This window comes from Rufibacter radiotolerans, from assembly GCF_001078055.1.
GTDB lineage: Bacteria > Bacteroidota > Bacteroidia > Cytophagales > Hymenobacteraceae > Nibribacter > Nibribacter radiotolerans.
Window position 1 is genome coordinate 2,383,309 of record NZ_CP010777.1, and the last position, 18,013, is coordinate 2,401,321.

The window sequence follows — 18,013 nt, forward strand, 5'->3', positions numbered from 1 at the left end:
AAAAACAACAAGCCTGCTTGCAAGTAAGTTCTTTGTCTTCTGGGAAAACAGGCTTAAGGATTAGCAGCGAGCACTTCCATGCCCCTTTCTGGCAATAGGCTATACATAAGAGACAGTAAGCGTTTTAAGCACGTTTTCAGGAGAACAGGCTTAAAACGAAATTTAGGTGATCAAGGCTTTGTATACCTTCACCAGCCGTTGCTGCGAGGCGCCCAGAAAGAACAGTAGCATGACCAGTCCATAAGCCATTTGCAGCCGCAGCGCTCCGTTTTGCTCATATCGGCGCGCCGAAACCTGCACTTCTTTGGGTACCACCTCAAATACGCTTTGCCGGCTTAGACGCCTGATCAGTTCATACTCTTCCATTACCTGCAGGCCTTCATCAAACCCGTTTACCCCTTCAAAAAGGCTGCGTTCCACAAAAAGCGTTTGCCCGCCGCCCCTGAATAACAGACCCGGAAAGCGGGTGAAATAGGAATTTATAAGCAGGAACCTGCTCTTGGTTTGGAATCGGCTTCTGAAGCAGCCGCACCGCTTACCCGCTGTTACGGACTTTAGAATGTCGGCGTCAAATCCGGCGGGAGGCCAGGAATCAGCGTGAATGAAGTGGAGGATCTGACCGGTGGCAGCGGTGGCCCCGGCGTTCATTTGGCGGGCCCTTCCCGGGGGTACGCACCTAATAACCTTTGCGCCCGCTTTTTGGGCCTGGTAAACAGTGTTATCCTGGCTTCCGCCGTCCACCAAAATGATTTCCTGCAGATGCCCCGCCGAATTCTGGAAGAGGTGCGTCACCAAGGAACCAATCAGGTTCTCCTCATTGAGGGCAGGTATAATGACGCTTATTTTCATTTAAGCAACAGGATGCAACAAAAGCGGCCACTGCTGCAGATCTTCGGCTTCATCCACATCCGCTAGCACCTGCAGTTGAGCTACTTTCAGATGCAGATTAGAGGCGGCTTGCAGGGTAGCCGGCAATACTTCTGCCGTGCTCCAAGGAATGGATGTGAACAGCTCAGGCACCAGGAAATTTAACCCCAGCAAGTAATACCCGCCATCCTGGGCTGGGCCGAGGACCACATCATGGGTCTCCAACTGTCGGAACGCTTCTTCTATGATTTCAGGCGAAATGTCCGGGCAATCGCTCCCTATGATTACCACAGGCGAAAATCCTTCCACTAACCCTTTGGCAAACAAGCTGTGCATGCGGTAACCCAGGTCTGGAACCTGAGGTTGTTCTTGTGGCAGAAAGCTCCCGGCAGACCAGATATCTGCTTCGGCCGGCACTTCATCAGAGTAGCAAATCCATTTGGTAGCTTTTACCGGGGCGGCGGCGGCGTGGGTTAGGTGTAGTAATTGCTTGTAGATTTGCAAGGCCTGATGCTCCCCCAGGGTGCGGGCCAGGCGGGTTTTCACTTTCCCCAGTTGAGGCGTGCGGGCGAAGACCAGCAGCAACCGCTTATTCATAGACTTTCTCTCCTTTGTTAAGCCAAATGCCCCAGGCTTTGGAATAGGCGTGTACTTTTTGGGTAGGTCCCTGGGCGTTGACAATAGGCTGACCCTGGTTTACCCATTCAAAAATGCCGCCGTACAGATTGTAAACATTCTTAAAGCCCATGGCTTTCAACCGTTCCCCTACCCGCTCGCTTCGGTATCCAACGCTGCAGTACACCACCAGCGTTTTGTCTTTAGGGAGCGCCTGCAGGTCACGGTCTTTCAAGGCATCATAGTTGATAAACCTGGCCCCTTTCAAATGACTGACTTTATACTCTTTGGGTGACCGACTATCAAGCAACACCACCTCCTCAGGCTTGGCCTTCAGCTTCTCAGAAAGGGCCGCGGGTGACAAGGTGGGAACGGTGTTTTTGTACATGGAAGCCAGCATGAGCGCGTACGCATGGCTGGTCTTGGGTTCCTGCGCCGAGGTACTGCCTGTTAATAGCAAAGGCAGGCTTACCAGGAAGGAGCAGAAAAGAGCGAGTGGATTTCTCATGGGTTCACGGTTTCTCCCCCACAGCTAGACCCCGCGCCTGCGGTACAACCGTAACAGTGTTGGTTAATGACAATGGCTCTCTCAGAAAGGCTGGCCAAATCAAAATCCCGGATATGGCGTGGAGCAGTAGCAGCTACCGGCAAGTCCAGCATCTGGTTGAAGTCACAGTCGTATAGAGAGCCTTCCCAGCCTACCGACACCGTGTTGCGGCACATGACATTGGCCGCCGCCGCAGGGTTAAAGGCATTGACCAGTTTTTCCATGTAGCCTTCATAATTGCCCGAGGTAATTAGGTAGTCCAGGTAGCGGCTGATGGGGAGGTTGGTGATGGCAAACAGGTTATTGAAAACAATTTGGTAGCCTTGCTGCAGCCGGCGTTTGAATTCAGCCTCTAAGGACTGTTGGCTGCTGGGCAGAAACGCACCCGCTGGGTTATAGACCAGGTCTAAAATGAGCCCGCTTCCCTCCTGCCCGTAGCCAACGGCATTGAGCATCTGCAGGGCCTTGATGGATTTCTCAAACACACCTTCGCCGCGTTGCGCGTCTGTGCGAGAGGCCGTGAAATAAGGCAAAGAGGACACCACCTGCACGCCGTGCAGCTTAAAGAACTCCGGCAGGTCATGGTATTTTTTGTTGGCCAGGATAATGGTCAGGTTGCACCGTACAATCACCTGACGGCCCAGCTTGGACAACTCCTCTACAAACCACCTGAAATGCGGGTTCATCTCGGGGGCGCCGCCGGTTAAATCCACCACCTGAATGGTGCTTTCGGCCAGGGCATCCAGGCAAAGCTGCATGGTTTCGCGGGTCATGATTTCCTTTCGGTCTGGCCCGGCGTCTACGTGGCAGTGCTTGCAGACCTGGTTGCACATCTTACCCAGATTGATCTGCAGAATGGAGATTTGGCTGGGCTTTAGCGGCAATAACCCGTTCTCCTGTAGCCGCTGCCCAAACGCCGGAAAAACCCTGCCCTGCGGAAGCGGCTGCGAAAGCACGTCCAGCTGGAAAGCAGCATCTGCCAGTAAACTATGTTGCGCGGCTAAAGATTTCATTAATTAATGTGCTAATTGGGTAATGTGCTGATGTGCTAATTGGGTATTGTGCTATTTGAATAATATGCTGAATTTTAAAATTAGCACATCAGCACATTACCCAATTAGCACATTAACCTTACATCATCACTTCTTTGACTTTGTTCATCATCTGCACGCCGTGCACCAGGGCGGCACCCCCTTTGATAGCGGCGGCTACGTGGATGGCTTCCATCATCTGGGCTTCATCGGCACCTTTCTCCAGGGAGCCGGTGGTGTAAGCGTCAATGCAGTAAGGGCATTGCACGGCGTGGGCCACGGCCAGGGCGATTAGGGCTTTTTCCCGTTCGGTGAGGGCCCCTTCTTTGAAGACCTCGCCGTAATAGTCAAAAAACTTGGAGGCCAGCAACGGCTGGAATTCGGCAATATTCCCAAACTTGGCTAAATCTTTGGGATCATAATAGGACTTCTCCATAATAGGTACGGGTAGAAAGATTCAAGTGAAGAAAGAGGCAAACGCCTTTTCTGTTTCAGGGCCGTTTTGGTGAAAACGGCCCTGAAACAGAAACAAGAGAAGTAGAAAAGGAGTTCTTTACCAGAGTTACAGGCTGGCGTTGCCCATCACATACATCTCCTCCATGGTGGGGTTCACGCTGCCGCCTTCGGGTTCCAGGGTCACCGCGAAGGCCTGGGCCTCCTGCACTTGTTTCATGCGTTGCAAGGTAGAGTCAACAGATTTTACCAGTCCGGCATCTATTGGTTTCCCTTTAGCTAAAGCCCAGAGCTGGTATTGTTTTCCGGCCGGGGCCGCTGGCAAACTGGAGGGGTCCATGTAGACTTCTTTGGTTTCCTGGTTCCAGTACACCCGGGCCTGGGCGTCTGTGTGTTTGGGTACGCCTTTCAGTTGCACGGCCATGGTTTGCGGGTTACGCAGCATGCCCAGTTGGTTTTCAGACTGCAGACTGCGTTGCTCCAGCTGGTTTACCTGCAGGGCATATTGCCGCACCGATTGGCGGGTACTGGCCAGTTCACTACGGGTTGTGCGCAGGTTGTTGTACAGGTACACGTTGGCCGCGGCACTGATCACCAATAAGATGACGGCTGCAATCTGCCACCACCGTTTGAGAGAGGTTTCTTCCGCTTCAGGGGTCACCATAGGCACCACGTTGGCCTCTTCAGCAGAAACAGGTTCGGTTGACGGCCCAGCTACTGAGCGTATATGTTGTATGATTCTTTCTTCTAATTCAGGCCGTGGCGCCTGGGCATGGATCAAGGCATAGGCCTCCATAGACCGCAGGCAATCTTCCAGGGCGATGCGCACTTCTGGGTACCGCGCGGCCATGTCCTCCACCTCCCGGCTTTCCTGATGGGTGAGTCCACCGGCTGCGTACAGTTCCAGTACTCCTGAATCAATATACTCCTGTGTATTCAACTCTATTTAATTAATTTGCTCAAAAACTTGATGGCATTGCGGGCCCGGGTTTTCACGGTGCCCAGGGGTATTTGCAATTCATCTGCCACCTCACTTTGGGTATAGCCGTTAAAGTACATCAAATCTATGATTACTTTTTGATCTGGGCTTAAATGTTCCGTCATTTCCTGGATACCTATATGGTCTGGTCTGATCCCATCTGCACTTACCATGTGCGAGGTGACCGTGTTTTCCATGGGTTGTGTTCTGGAACTTACGCGATATTGCTTTGAGCGGATTTTGTCAATGGCCAGATTTCGGGAGATATTGAGCATCCAGGTAAATAGCCTGCCCTTTTGCTCATCATAGGTAGGAAAAGCAGACCAGATCTTCACGAAGCTCTCCTGTAAAACGTCTTCGGCCACTTCTTCCTGCTTGACAATGCGCAGGATTACGCCGTATAAGGCAGCAGAATAGTTTCTATAAAGAAGCGTAATGGCCCGCTGGTCCTGGGCCCTAAGCTGGGCTACCAGCGCTTCTTCAGATGAATTGTGTAAAGTTGTATCCAACAAATATAAAGCGTTATGCCAACCAGTGAGGGGGTTGACGGTGTAGACTAAGCAGGGGCTAGAAACAAGTCATGCCTTACATTTTCAAACAACATGGCAAAGATGAGAATGTTTAAAGAAGAAACGGCATTGTTTGTAGACAAACTGCGTATTACTACGGAAAGAACACCCTCTTGTTACCAGCCAGGCCTAAAGTAATCATAAATAAAAAACCAATTTAAAATGCCTATCCAAACGCTAAACCCCTATACCAACAAAGTAGAGAAAACCTTTGAGCCGGCCACGGCCCAAGAAATAGAGGCTATGCTCCAGAATGCGGCTTCCACCTTTGAAACATGGCGCGCCACTTCCTTTGAGGAACGCAGCGCCCTCATGCAAAAGGCCGGCGATGAACTGGCGGGAAATACAGAGCACTACGCTCGCATCATCTCCCTGGAAATGGGTAAGCCCCTGAAGCAGTCCAAAGGCGAGATACAGAAATGCGCCAAGGTCTGCCACTACTACGCCCACCACGCCCAGGAATTCCTGAAAGATGAACTAATCCCCACCGGGGCCCTGCGCAGCTTCATCTCGTTTGAGCCGCTGGGGCCGGTGCTGGCGGTCATGCCCTGGAACTTCCCGTTCTGGCAGGTATTCCGGTTTGCCGCCCCTGCCCTCATGGCCGGAAACGTAGGCTTGCTCAAACATGCCTCCAACGTACCCCTCTGCTCTTTAGCCATTCAGGAAGTATTTCAAAAAGCCGGCTTTCCTTTGGGTTGCTTTCAGTCTTTATTAATAGACTCTAAGGACGTGGAGCAAATTATCAAAGACGAACGCGTGAAAGCCGTGACCCTGACGGGCAGCGAGGCCGCCGGCGCCAAGGTGGCCTCTGTGGCCGGGCAGGAAATCAAAAAGACAGTATTGGAATTGGGCGGCTCTGATGCGTTTATTGTCTTAGCCGATGCAGACGTAGAATCTGTGGCCCAGAAGGCGGCTCAGGCGCGGCTCATCAATTCCGGCCAAAGCTGCATTGCCGCCAAACGCTTTATCCTGGAAGAGCCCATTGCCGAGGCATTTCTGGCCTCTTTTTCCCAAAACCTGCAAAAACTGCGCACGGGCAATCCCCTGGAGGACGAAGACATAGACTATGGCCCGCTGGCCCGCGTGGACCTGGCCCAGGAACTTACCGAGCAGGTGAAACGCTCAGTAAAGGCTGGCGCCAAACTGTACCTTAAAGGCGGCCAGCCCGACCATGACAAAGCCCTGTTTCACCCGGCTATTCTCACCGAAATAAAGCCCGGCAACCCGGCTTATGAAGAAGAGTTCTTCGGGCCTGTGGCACTGGTGTTTGTGGCCAAAGATGCCGAAGACGCCGTCCGGATTGCCAATGATTCTCCCTTTGGTCTGGGAGGTTCCATCTGGACCAATGACATCCAGCGGGGGCAGGAGCTGGCCAGAAAAGTAGAGGCCGGCGCTGTTTTTGTGAACGCTATCGTGGCCTCAGACCCGGCCCTTCCCTTTGGGGGCGTGAAAAAATCCGGCTACGGCCGCGAGTTGTCTTATTTGGGCATCAGGGAATTTTTGAACCAGAAGACCATCTGGGTGAGCGAGCCTCAGGCGTAACCCAGCAGTTTGTAGGTAATGTAGCCCACCCATTCATGAATGAGGTGTGACCATTTCCAGAGGGATTCGGGGTCAGGAATCACAAAATCATCCAGGTGAAAGGAACGGTCGTGGGTATGGAAATCGGCGGGAAACGTACTAAACGCCAGGCCCACCTTTTCAAAGCAGCCCTGGGCGCGGCGCATGTGAAAGGCAGAGGTGACGAGCAATAATTTTTTTAGCTCAGGATGCTGCTGGAGGAGTTCTTTGGTGTACGTAGCGTTCTCGCGGGTATTACGGCTGCGCTCTTCCAGCAGAATATCTTGGGCGGGCACCCCTGCATATAACGCAGTCTGCTGTAGGTTACTGGCTTCTGTTCTGGCTACCTGTTTCAACGCGCCAGACCCGCCGGTGATGATGATTTTCTGCACCTTCCCCATTTTGTAGAGTTGAATAGCATCCAGAATACGCTCAGACCCCTCACGGTAATGCACCCGGTCATGCGGCGATTTGTTGACCTCCGTCACCCCCGTAAGCACAATGGCGGCATCATACGCGGGCACGTCTTTCATGAGCACCGGCTCCGGCTCCCAAGCTAGTAAGGCTTCATTGATCAGGAACGGATTGGTAAAGAAAAGCAACAAGCCAATACCAAGGGCGATGAAAATTCTCTTTTGGGGCTGTTTTCTGAAAAACAGCCCCAAAACGAAAAACGCGATAATCCAGAGTAACGGGGAAGCCAGGTATTGCAGCAGCTTGGAAAGCAGAAAGAACATATCAACTTAATAAAAACATCTTGGTCCGGCACCTAGTCTCCTCTGGTACCTGCAGAATTTCTTACGAAAAAAACTTTTTACGGAAAGGTTACCCAAAGAAACGCCGGATGACCCAAAGCACCAAACTCAGCAACAAACTCACCAGCAGCATGGACGTGAGCGGCGCGTAAAACCGGAAGCCCGGCTTTTCCACCCTTATGTCGCCGGGCAGGCGGCCAAACCAATCTAACCTGGGCCCGGCCAGCCATACCACTAATCCAATCACAACAATGGCTGCGCCGATAATCACCAGATATTTACCGAGGGGTTGCATGAAAGGGAAAGTAAGGTTAGTTTTTTAAAACTAGTTAAACTCAGGGATTAACAATTAATTCCTTTTTTCTTAATCATCAGCAGCCTCAAAAATCCTTAACAGCGCTCGTTCACCACAGACTCTCCCCTTGAGGGGAGTTAAAGGGGTGTTTACACAGGAGAGCGGATTTTGCAAATAAGCTTTATCAGATTCTGCATTTCCATTGTTTCAGGGAATTATCAGTAATACGTGCATCTAAGAATGTAAACACCCTTCTGCGCTCCCCTCAAGGGGAGAGTCTGGATCTTCTGCGGCATTTCACATTTGCCATGCAGAGAAGACAATTCCCTAACTCTCTCCAATTAATAAAGGGTTCAGTACAACCGGACGCTTCCGCCATTAAAATTAATTTTATGCTTAATCTCGGCACTACTTAATCAAAAAGGTACACCACTTTATACTCCTCATTCAACTTTAAAGCGGCTTCAAACTTGTTGCCGGTTTTAGGTGAGGTGAAGCCTTTGATCTTGGGCGTTTTACCTTTCAGGATCAAGGCCTGAATGTTGGTTTCCGATAAAGCCTTCCCGTGTATCTCAAAGGGCACCATGAATTGGCAACCTTCTCTAAAGCGGCTGCACCCGTATGCGGTCTTGCCTTTGAGCATCTGGCCCTGGCTGCATTTGGGGCAGATCAACACCACTGGTTTCTTCTCCTTCGCTTCGGCTTTCTCCGCCTGCAGTTCATGGGTGGCTGATAACGCCAAAGCGCCGTCAAACTTTTCGCCGGTGGCTTCATCCACCAGGCCTTTCACCACCGAGGTTTTGCCTTTCTTTAATAGCGCTTGTACCTGTTTCTCGGTAAGGGGCTTTCCTTTAAAGGACATAGGTAACCGGAATTGACAGCCTTCCCTGAACCGCGCGCAGCCGTAAGCCTGGCTGCCTTTCAGGATCTTTCCGGTGCCGCAGGCAGGGCAGTTTCCTAAGGCTCCGTCCGCCGAAGCAGGTTCGTTTTTGATTTCTTTTTTGGGTTTTTCCGCTTTTTTGGCCGGCTCCTTTTCCGCGGGTTTGGCGGCAGCCTCGGTAGGCTGAATGGTCACCCGGTTGGTGTCCTGTTTTACCTCCTGCACCATTTCCCACACCAGTTGCTTGAGCTCGTGCAGGAACTCTTCACTCGCAAACTCGCCAGCCTCAATCTGCCGAAGTTTCTTTTCCCACTGCCCCGTCATTTCCGCTGATTTTAGCGTCGGGTTCCGGATGACCTGAATCAGGTCAATGCCGGTCTGGGTAGGCAGGATTTTCTTTTTTTCCTTACGGATGTAATTGCGTTTGAACAGCGTTTCAATGATGGCCGCGCGCGTGGAAGGCCGACCGATACCGTTTTCCTTGAGGGCCTCTTTCAGTTCATCATCCTCTACCTGCTTGCCGGCAGTCTCCATGGAGCGCAGCAAGGTGGCCTCCGTGTAATCCTTGGGCGGACTGGTAGCTTTGCGTTCCAGCAGCGGTTCATGAGGACCGCGCTCGCCGGCCTCAAAATGGGGTAACACGGCCAACACTTCCTCTTCTTTTTCCTCGCCTTCGGCAGTGGGTTTGGCAGCAGGTTTTGGGGTGGCGGACAGAGGTTCTTCCGGCCCGTAGACCACGCGCCAGCCTGGGTCCAGAATCTGCTTTCCCTTGGCCCTGAATGCGTGCTGCGCCGCCTCACCGTTCACCACGGTGTTGCTCACAATACAGTCGGGGTAAAAGGCGGCAATAAACCGTTTGGCTATCACGTCAAAGACCTTGGCCTCGGTGCCATACAGCCCGCGGGCATCTGACCCGGTGGGGATGATGGCGTGGTGATCGGTTACCTTGTTATTATTAAAGACTTTTGCCGATTTCCTGATTTTCTTGCCCAGCAGTTCCTGGGTGAGATGCTGGTAATTGTGCAGTCCGCTCAAGATGCCCGGGATTTTGGGGTATTGGTCGTCGGGTAAAAAGGTGGTGTCTACCCTAGGGTAACTCACTACCTTTTTCTCATAAAGGCTCTGCACTGTTTTAAGAGTCTCATCTGCAGACAGGCCAAACTTGTTGTTGCACTCAATCTGCAGGGAGGTAAGGTCAAAAAGGCGGGGCGAGCTCTCGGTGCCTTTCTTGGTTTCCACATCCTTCACCTCAAACTCAGAGGGTTTGATCTGCTCCAAAATGGCCATAGCCTTTGCTTCGTCTTTGAACCGTCCCGAGGTGCTGCTGAACGTCACGTCGCGGTACACGGTCTTCAGCTCCCAGAAAGGCTCGGACTTGAAGTTCATGATCTCCAGGTGGCGGTGCACGATCATGGCCAGGGTAGGCGTCTGCACGCGGCCCAAAGAAAGCAGTTGCCGGCCCTGCGCATATTTCATAGTGAACAGGCGCGTGGCGTTAATGCCCAGCAGCCAATCGCCTATAGCGCGGCTTTTGCCGGCCTGGTACAACTGGTCAAACTCCTTGCCCTCGCGCAGGTGCTGGAACCCCTGCCGAATGGCGTCTTCGGTGAGCGACGAAATCCAAAGGCGCTTGAACGGTTTGCGGTATTTGGCCTGGTGCAAAACCCAGCGCTGAATCACTTCTCCTTCCTGCCCGGCATCCCCGCAGTTGATCACTTCGTCGGCTTCGTCCAGCAGTTTCTGAATGATCTTAAACTGCTGCTCCACCCCCTTGTTGCCAATCAGTTTAATGTCAAACCGCTCGGGCAGCAAAGGTAAATCAGGGAGGTACCAGCGTTTCCAGTTGGGGTTGTAGTCATCTGGTTCGCAGAGTTGACAGAAGTGCCCAAAGGTCCAGGTCACCTGGTACCCGTTGCCCTCAAAGTAGCCGTCGCGCTTGGTTTTTGCGCCAATCACATGGGCGATTTCTCGGGCTACACTAGGTTTTTCGGCGATGCAGAGTTTCAAGGCTATTTTGGGAAAATCAGGTCAAAAACAGAAGACAAAGATACGCAATTCCGGCCGCTAACACTAACAAAGGGCGGCCTTACCAGATATAGGAGATTACTAATATTTTAAAAATTATCCACTACTCCACCGGTTTCCATTACCATTTCATTATCAAACAATTACCCTTCTTATCACACTCACTAACCGCGCGCCCTCTTTTTCTTTAAATGGATTTTAGACTTAACCAAGCCAAAAGGGGCTCGTATAAACTAACCGGTGCCTTTGGTGGCATCTACATAATCCATCATTCACCTTAACTAAAAAACAACTATGAGAAATCACGAGAATTCAGGGTACGATAATTTCAATACGTACCGCTCTGGACACGAGAACACCAATCGTAGCGAGTGGGGTAGCATGGGCAACCGTACCGAAGGGTATGGCAACAAAGATTATCAGCCTTACGGGGGCAGCGGCAACCGCGGCAACTCTGGAGACAGAACCGAAAGCCCTTATAGCAGCCACACTTCCAACTACGGCGGTAACCAATATCGCTCAGGCAACCAAGACCCATATAGATCACAAGACCAAAACAGATCCAGCATGGGAGGCCAGCAAGGCAGCACCAGCGGCTGGAGCGGCCACTCCATGCAAAACAGAGGTGGCTCTTCCAATATGGGAGGCTCTTCTTACGGCTCTGGTTCTTCCATGGGCTCAGGCTCTTCTATGCGAGGCCAGGGCAGCATGAACCAGGGAGGTTATGGCTCTTACGGGTCAGGATCATCTAGCAGTTACGGCTCTCCCCGGAGCAGCTCTGAACATTCATATGGCTATGGCCAGGGCAGCTACTCCAGCGGTGCCGGCTCTACCCCTTCTTCTAACATAGGTACTTACGGTGGCGCCCGTTCCGGCTACGCCGGATCTTCTTCTGGCATGAACCCACAAGGGGGTGCCATGGACAGAGGCAGCGCCTACGGCAACTATGGCGGCTCTAACGACTACCGTGGTTCAGGATCAGGCTATGGCTCTTCCAGCTACGGAAGCTCACGTGGCGGACAGTCTAGCGGCTCTTCTAACTACGGCGGGTCTTATGGCCAAAGCGGTTCCCAGTATGGATCTGGTTCCGGCTCTTCCTACGGACAGTCTTCCAGAGGTGGTTCCGGAGGATATGGCATGAGCCATGACACTGGAAGAAGCGGCACGTCTAATGCCTGGGACCGTGACCGTCATAGCGGAGGCACCTCCAACATGTATGGTACTCACAACCAAAGCAGCTACCGGGGCGGAAGCAACTGGATGAACGAGGATGACCGCGATCACGCCCGTTTCAGCCACGGCAACGCCAATGAGAACCGTTACTCAGATGATTATGCGCATCCATCCAACATGGGCCGCGGCAGCATGAGCAGCATCCATGATGAGGATAGGTACAGCTATAACCGGGAAAACGAGAACCGTGACCGTGAGGACGAAGGCTTTTTTGAAAGAATAGGGCACGGCATCAAAGACGCCTGGAACAGCATTGCCGGCGACGATGAAGACCGCGACGAATACGGCAACACCCGCAGAAGTTCTTCGGCGGGCAGCCCTCCCTATAACTATGGATCAGGATCTAACAACGCAGGTTGGTAATCCTTCCAGGGTTTAAAAAAAGAAAGCCCCACCAAAATGGTGGGGCTTTCTTTTTTTAAACTAAACTAAAACTAATAAAACTAAACTAAAGGGTGATGTGAGGTTTATTGCATGCCGTAAATGTGCTCAAACCGTTTTATGAGGTTGGTCTGCACATTGAGGTTATGCAGGATACCGTCATGCAGGTCATACACCAAGCCATGCAATTGCGGGGGCTCTTCGTATCTCATGGCATTCTGGATAATAGACGTTTTGGAAAGGTTGATCACCTGCTCTATCACGTTTAGCTCAACCAATCTCCTGAATCTTTTCTGCTCATCATTGATCATGTTGAATTCACTTTCATGAAGCCTGATCACGTCTTTGATATTGGTAAGCCAGTTGTCAATCATACCAAACTGCTTGTCACTAATGGCGGCGGCTACTCCCCCACAACCGTAGTGACCAACCACCATGATATGTTTCACCTTAAGTACCTCTACGGCATATTGCAACACAGACAGCAGGTTCACGTCTGTGTGCACCACCATATTGGCAATGTTGCGGTGTACAAACATCTCGCCGGGCTCTGTGCCGGCAATCTCATTGGCCGGTACGCGGCTGTCTGAGCAGCCGATAAATAAATACTTGGGCGCCTGGCCTTTGGAGGAGCGCTCAAAGAAACCAGGGTCAGATTCGTTTTTTTGCTCCACCCACTTGCGGTTGCCTTCAAAAATGCGTTGCATGTCTGGGTGCGCCATCTGCGTTTGATCTATAGGTGCCATATTATTTTAAAGTTAAGGTTAATGTCCGTTGGTAGAAACCACTGAAGGGATATCGCGAAGAGTTAACCGGATATCACGTTCATGGGCGACTGTCTTAAAATTCTGGATTGCCTCCAGCACATCATAATCTATGTAGGTAGACTGCGAGCCGTCAATGAGAACCTCGCTGTTCTCTGGTAAATGGTCCAGGGTGAGCGCCACGCTGGCCTTGTTCAAAAACGTCACGTTCTCGCTCAGCTTGATATGGATTTTCTCCTGGTCTCCGTCTTTCACCTTCTTGTAGAAGTACGGCGATTTGTAGTTCGCTTTCAGGATGTAGAACACGCCAACCACCAGACCAATGGAGATACCTTTCAGAAGGTCAGTGAAGAGAATGGCTATAATGGTAATGATGAAGGGAAGGAACTGATCAAGGCCTAATTTCCACTGGGTTTTGTAAAGCATTGGCTTGGTAAGCTTAAACCCTACCATTAACAAGACCGCCGCCAACGCCGCCAAAGGCACCAGCCTTAAGACCGTGGTTAAAAACAATACGCTTAGCAGCAGGAAAATACCATGGAAGAAAGAGGCCAGTTTAGACTCACCACCAGCATTCACGTTAGCCGAGGAACGGACAATTACCGCCGTAAGCGGAATACCGCCAATCAAACCGCTTAACATGTTACCCACCCCCTGGGCTTTCAGCTCGCGGTTGGTGGGGGTGCGACGTTTGTGCGGGTCTAGCTTATCTACCGCTTCTACGCTCAGTAAACTCTCAAGGCTAGCCACAATGGCCAGGGTAAAGGCCAGCACATACACCTCCGGGTTAGAAATAGCTGACCAGTCTGGGAACCGCAGCTCGGCCAATAAGGAGGCCGGGCCCGAGATATCAGGCAACTGTACCAGGTGGGTAGAAGCAATGGCCAGCGCCGGGTAACTGCCCTGGAACAACAGATTCAGGCCAACGGCTACCAGAACGGCAATCAAGGCGCCCGGTACCAGTTTCAGGGCTTTAATCCGTTGGATAAACGGGCGCTCCCATAAAATCATGATAAATAGCGAAACCACCCCTACAATCAGGGACCCTATCTGGAAACGGCTGAAGGCATACCCAATCTCAGAGAATGTATTACGGCCATCAGACTGCAGGAAATTAAGGTCACCCAGGAAGTCTTCATCGGCCCCCAGGAAATGCGGGATCTGTTTCAGGATCAAGATAAGACCAATGGCCGCCAACATCCCTTTGATCACCGAGGAAGGGAAATAAAGCCCGATGATCCCGGCCTTCAGGTAACCCAAAATCACCTGAATAGCGCCTGCAATCACTACGGCGAGCAAAAAGGAATCAAAGGCACCCAGGGTGGTAATGCCGTTCAAGACAATAACGGTAAGGCCCGCTGCAGGCCCGCTCACGCTCAGCTGGGAACCACTCAGCCATGAAACCACCAGGCCGCCAATAATACCGGCAATAAGCCCGGAAAATAGGGGCGCCCCAGAAGCCAGCGAAATACCAAGGCAAAGAGGCAATGCTACCAGAAACACCACCAACCCCGCTGAAAGGTCTTTTCCTACTGTATTAAATAATCCTTTTTCTCTCATATGCACGTTCTTTCCTTATGAAAACCAGTTATTGGTTAAAAGATGAGCCAACTGTTCTAAGTTTTCACAAAGGTGCAGGCGCGCCATTAAGACGGTATTAAAACCAGATTAAAATTCGATTAAAATTGAAAGTTTATTGAAGAATTGCTTGAAAGGAAACCATAATGTAAAAGGCATGATCAGCTCACACAGAAAATAAAATTGCTTACCTGGAATGGCTGTACAGGTAATTTCCGTTTTGAGCCTGTTTTCAGGAAAACATGCTCAAAACGGAAATGGCCCTAACTCCATAGACAGATTTACACCTTATAGGTTTTGTAGAGCTTGGGCAAAGTGATGGTGACTTCGGTTCCCTGGTTGAGCTGGGAATGCACGGCAATGGTGCCTTTATGCGAATGGATGATTTTCTCGGCCAAGGGCAGGCCTATCCCGTGCCCGGAGATCTCGCGCACGTTCTCTGCCCTGAAAAACGGCACAAACACCTTGCTCACATCATCAGGCCCCATGCCAATGCCCTGGTCCCGGACCCTGAACACCAGAGATTGCGGCAGCACCTCAATGGAGGCCGAAATTGACGGTTTTTCGCCGGAGAACTTGGCCGCGTTTTCCAGCACGTTCACGGTGGCAATCAGCAGCAAGGCTTCATTGCCCTGGATAATCAGTTCTTTTTCGTCTTCGGGCAGGTTAGTGAACTCCACGTCCAGCACCATGCCGGGTTGGCGTTTGCGGGCCTCGGCGCAGGCTTGCCACACCAGCTCGTCCATGCGCAGCTCTGTCATCTGGATCTTGGAGGAATCTGAGCTAGCCTGCACCATCTGCAACAGCCCGTTGGAAAGTTGGGTTAATAAGCGGGCATCGTCCAGAATGGAGTGTAATACCCGTTCGTATTCCTCGGCCGGGCGTTGTTTCATTAGGGCCACCTGCAGCTCTCCAATCATGGCCGTAAGGGGCGTGCGCAGCTCATGTGAGGCGCTGGAAACAAAGGTGCGCTGCGCCTCAAAGGCGGTTTCCAGACGGTCCAGCAGACTGTTGAAGGTCTGGGCCAGGTGCGCCACCTCATCGGTTCCCTCAGCCTGCGACAGGCGCCGGTGCAGATCAGAGGCTTTTATTTTTTCCACCTCAGACACCACCTTCAAAAAGGGACGCAACGCCGCCCTGGAGAATGCCATTCCGCTCAACACCACAATAATGACAGCAACCACAAAGCCTGTGATAAGCAGGGTGCGCAAGTGCTGCAGCTTGTTGAGGTTGTAGAGGTCAATGGAAGAGGCCAGCACATAAAAATATTCTTTCCGGTGCAGGTACTTAATGCCCACCAGTTGCCGGTCTCCTTGCTCCAGGCGAACCTGGCCCTTTTCCCGCAGGTTCTCCAACAAAGCAGGGGTGAGGTCTACCCTATCATCGCCCTCGCTGAACACCAACTTGCCTTCCTGGGTATAGACGCTTACCACCTCGCGGGGCAGCATCTGATAGTAGAGGCGTTGGTCCAGAGCATGCTGCTGGGGGTTTACCGTATCGGCGTCAAGCACGTAATGCGCCGTGGCATAGGCCCGGTTCAGAATCCGGCCGTAGTAATCTGTCTTGCGGTACAGCGAACTGAAGTAATACACTGACAAGGAAAAGAAAAGCAGGATCACCGTAAAGATGACCGTAAACTGCAGGGTAAGCCGGGTCTTTATCTTCATTTCTCTTCCATTTCCTTTAGCACATAGCCCATGCCCACCAGGGTATGAATGAGCTTGGGGTTAAAGTCTTTGTCAATCTTCTTGCGCAAGAAATTGATGTACACGTCAATCACGTTGCTGCCGGTGTCAAAAGAGGTTTCCCAGACCTGCTCAATAATATCTACCCGGGAGACCACGCGTTCTTTGTTGCGCAACAGGTACTGCAGCAGGGCAAACTCACGGGCCGTCAAAGAAATAGGAACGCCGCCGCGGTGCACGGTCTTCTTCTGCACGTCCAGCTCCAGGTCGGCAATCTTCAGCACCTCAGTGCCCACGCTTTCCTGTGACCGCCGGGTAAGCGCCCTGATGCGGGCCAGCAGTTCCTGAAACTCGAACGGCTTCACCAGGTAATCATCTGCCCCCGAGTCCAGACCCAGGATCTTATCATCGGTGCTGCCCAGGGCGGTAAGCATAAGAATAGGCAAGGTAAGGTTTTGCTGCCGGATGATCTTACACACCTCCACCCCGTTCATGCGGGGCAGAATCACGTCCAGGATCACCAGGTCATATTCGTTCTCGGTGGCCAGCTTGGCGCCATAGAACCCGTCATAGGCCTGCTCCACCTCATGCATCTGCTCCTCCAGCCCTTTCTTAATGAAAGCGCTTACTTTGGGTTCGTCTTCAATGAGGAGTATTTTCATGGGGCTAAGTTAGCAACAGGAACAGGAAATAACAGGAGCAAAGCTCAGGGGCTTATGTTTTGAGCGGGCTGCCCGAAGATTTCCAGATAAAACCATCCAGGATGTAATGGGTCATCTGAGGAAGGGCCAGGAGCGGTACCAAAATAGATAGCAGTAACTTATCCTCTACCTGCGGTAGCATTTGGAAGAAGGTAAACACCTGCGGATGGTCCCTCCAGACCAAAGCGTCCCACAAGCCCTCCTCAATATACGCCAAGGCGACCACCAGGCCTACAAAAAAACCAATCCCCACCAAACCCAGGGACCACCGGTCATGCCAGGCAGGCTTTCCTTCCAAACTGGCCTTTGTTTGGCGCTTGTGTCCATAAATCCAGACCAGGGCCAGGTACGGGATTCCGTGCGAGATCACATTGAAGGAGGTAAAAATAAGGTCTCCGTTGTAATAAACTATACCAATGTACCAAGCCAGGAATGTGCCTATGATAACCAGATTACGGGGTACGTTTAAGGTTCTTGTTTGGTATAACACCCAACCTTCCTTTAGCAGGTACACCCCAAAAACCAGCCCGTTAAAAGCCGTAATGAAGGGAGCAACCGCCGGGAAAGACAGGTACACAAAATCACGGTCAATAAACCAATTGAAATTCCGCTCTCCCTCCACGTGCCATAATAATAAAGGCAGCAAAGTAGCCGCGTAGATGCAGAAAGTATCCAGGTGACGTTCCCAGGCCGGCCGTTTCTCCTTCCTTGAATAAAGGCGCATAAATCCGTATTGCTGCCTGATAAAATGAAACACTGCCAGGTACGCCAACACCCTCCAGAAGATGCCTCCACCCAGCGCGTATAGTAGCATGCCGCCTACCCAGGCGCCAAACGGCGCCCACACCAACAATTGCCTCCTTTGTGCCAGGGTTTCCTTTTCCAGATAGGTCCTGAACAAGGTGCTGTATACATGCCCCACATCAATTAAGAGAATGAGCAGGACCCAGGCAGGAACCGGGAGGTTGTGCACATGCTGCTGGAAAAAATCAGGGAAAAGAACAATGGCCAGCAAACACAGGAAAGGCGGTGACAGGATAAAGACAGTGTCTATCCAGGCAGAATGAAGCCATGGCTGTTTTGATGGATGCATAT

The 18,013-nt window shown here is 51.7% G+C and carries 17 protein-coding genes; 2 read left to right on the forward strand and 15 right to left on the reverse strand.

Annotated elements, in window-relative coordinates; translation table 11 throughout:
• Positions 1–162 precede the first annotated feature (162 nt).
• The 7 genes from TH63_RS09945 to TH63_RS09975 form a co-directional block, all read right to left on the reverse strand.
• A complete protein-coding gene (locus TH63_RS09945; RefSeq protein ID WP_048920819.1) occupies positions 163–849 on the reverse strand; it encodes a TIGR04283 family arsenosugar biosynthesis glycosyltransferase in 687 nt (228 codons plus the stop codon).
• Positions 850–1,464: a TIGR04282 family arsenosugar biosynthesis glycosyltransferase gene (locus tag TH63_RS19825; protein ID WP_053093777.1), complete on the reverse strand. Its 615-nt coding sequence runs from the start codon at positions 1,462–1,464 to the stop codon at positions 850–852. It abuts the gene before it with no gap.
• Entirely contained in the window at positions 1,457–1,990 is a 534-nt protein-coding gene (locus TH63_RS09955) for a rhodanese-like domain-containing protein (protein WP_053093778.1), read from the reverse strand. Before TH63_RS09955 ends, TH63_RS19825 begins: the two co-directional genes overlap by 8 nt.
• Positions 1,987–3,042, reverse strand: a complete 1,056-nt coding sequence (arsS, locus tag TH63_RS09960; protein ID WP_048920820.1) for an arsenosugar biosynthesis radical SAM (seleno)protein ArsS — start codon at positions 3,040–3,042, stop codon at positions 1,987–1,989. Before arsS ends, TH63_RS09955 begins: the two co-directional genes overlap by 4 nt.
• 118 nt (positions 3,043–3,160) lie before the next feature.
• On the reverse strand, positions 3,161–3,496 hold the full coding sequence (locus TH63_RS09965) for an arsenosugar biosynthesis-associated peroxidase-like protein (RefSeq protein ID WP_048920821.1): 336 nt from the start codon (positions 3,494–3,496) through the stop codon (positions 3,161–3,163).
• Between the two features lie 126 nt (positions 3,497–3,622).
• Positions 3,623–4,453 (reverse strand): anti-sigma factor, encoded by an 831-nt coding sequence (locus tag TH63_RS09970; RefSeq protein WP_048920822.1) that lies wholly within the window; start codon positions 4,451–4,453, stop codon positions 3,623–3,625.
• Between the two features lie 2 nt (positions 4,454–4,455).
• Positions 4,456–5,001, reverse strand: a complete 546-nt coding sequence (locus tag TH63_RS09975; protein WP_076606636.1) for an RNA polymerase sigma factor — start codon at positions 4,999–5,001, stop codon at positions 4,456–4,458.
• A 222-nt stretch (positions 5,002–5,223) separates the two neighbouring features.
• Here TH63_RS09975 and TH63_RS09980 point away from each other — a divergent pair, with 222 nt between their 5' ends.
• Complete coding sequence (locus tag TH63_RS09980; protein ID WP_197088667.1) at positions 5,224–6,603, forward strand: NAD-dependent succinate-semialdehyde dehydrogenase; 1,380 nt, start codon at positions 5,224–5,226, stop codon at positions 6,601–6,603.
• On the opposite strand, the gene TH63_RS09985 is transcribed toward TH63_RS09980, so the two are convergent.
• From TH63_RS09985 to TH63_RS09995, 3 genes are all read right to left on the reverse strand, one after another.
• Positions 6,594–7,358, reverse strand: a complete 765-nt coding sequence (locus TH63_RS09985; protein WP_048920824.1) for a YdcF family protein — start codon at positions 7,356–7,358, stop codon at positions 6,594–6,596. The two genes, TH63_RS09980 and TH63_RS09985, sit on opposite strands and share 10 nt — an antisense overlap.
• 88 nt (positions 7,359–7,446) lie before the next feature.
• A complete protein-coding gene (locus TH63_RS09990; protein ID WP_048920825.1) occupies positions 7,447–7,671 on the reverse strand; it encodes a DUF2905 domain-containing protein in 225 nt (74 codons plus the stop codon).
• Positions 7,672–8,083: 412 nt separating this feature from the next.
• On the reverse strand, positions 8,084–10,558 hold the full coding sequence (locus tag TH63_RS09995; RefSeq protein WP_048920826.1) for a type IA DNA topoisomerase: 2,475 nt from the start codon (positions 10,556–10,558) through the stop codon (positions 8,084–8,086).
• A 312-nt stretch (positions 10,559–10,870) separates the two neighbouring features.
• Here TH63_RS09995 and TH63_RS10000 point away from each other — a divergent pair, with 312 nt between their 5' ends.
• Positions 10,871–12,172, forward strand: a complete 1,302-nt coding sequence (locus tag TH63_RS10000) for a hypothetical protein (protein ID WP_156180517.1) — start codon at positions 10,871–10,873, stop codon at positions 12,170–12,172.
• Between the two features lie 104 nt (positions 12,173–12,276).
• On the opposite strand, the gene TH63_RS10005 is transcribed toward TH63_RS10000, so the two are convergent.
• The 5 genes from TH63_RS10005 to TH63_RS10025 all read right to left on the reverse strand — a co-directional run bounded on the left by TH63_RS10005 (position 12,277) and on the right by TH63_RS10025 (position 18,011).
• On the reverse strand, positions 12,277–12,936 hold the full coding sequence (locus TH63_RS10005) for a carbonic anhydrase (protein WP_231583578.1): 660 nt from the start codon (positions 12,934–12,936) through the stop codon (positions 12,277–12,279).
• Between the two features lie 18 nt (positions 12,937–12,954).
• Positions 12,955–14,514, reverse strand: a complete 1,560-nt coding sequence (locus tag TH63_RS10010; RefSeq protein ID WP_156180519.1) for a SulP family inorganic anion transporter — start codon at positions 14,512–14,514, stop codon at positions 12,955–12,957.
• Between the two features lie 299 nt (positions 14,515–14,813).
• The gene (locus TH63_RS10015) at positions 14,814–16,199 is read right to left on the reverse strand and encodes a HAMP domain-containing sensor histidine kinase (protein WP_048920829.1); all 1,386 of its coding nucleotides are present in this window, start codon (positions 16,197–16,199) and stop codon (positions 14,814–14,816) included.
• Positions 16,196–16,879: a response regulator gene (locus TH63_RS10020; protein ID WP_048920830.1), complete on the reverse strand. Its 684-nt coding sequence runs from the start codon at positions 16,877–16,879 to the stop codon at positions 16,196–16,198. The genes TH63_RS10015 and TH63_RS10020 overlap by 4 nt, the downstream gene beginning before the upstream one ends.
• A 52-nt stretch (positions 16,880–16,931) precedes the next feature.
• Positions 16,932–18,011: a hypothetical protein gene (locus TH63_RS10025; RefSeq protein WP_048920831.1), complete on the reverse strand. Its 1,080-nt coding sequence runs from the start codon at positions 18,009–18,011 to the stop codon at positions 16,932–16,934.
• Positions 18,012–18,013: the final 2 nt, after the last annotated feature.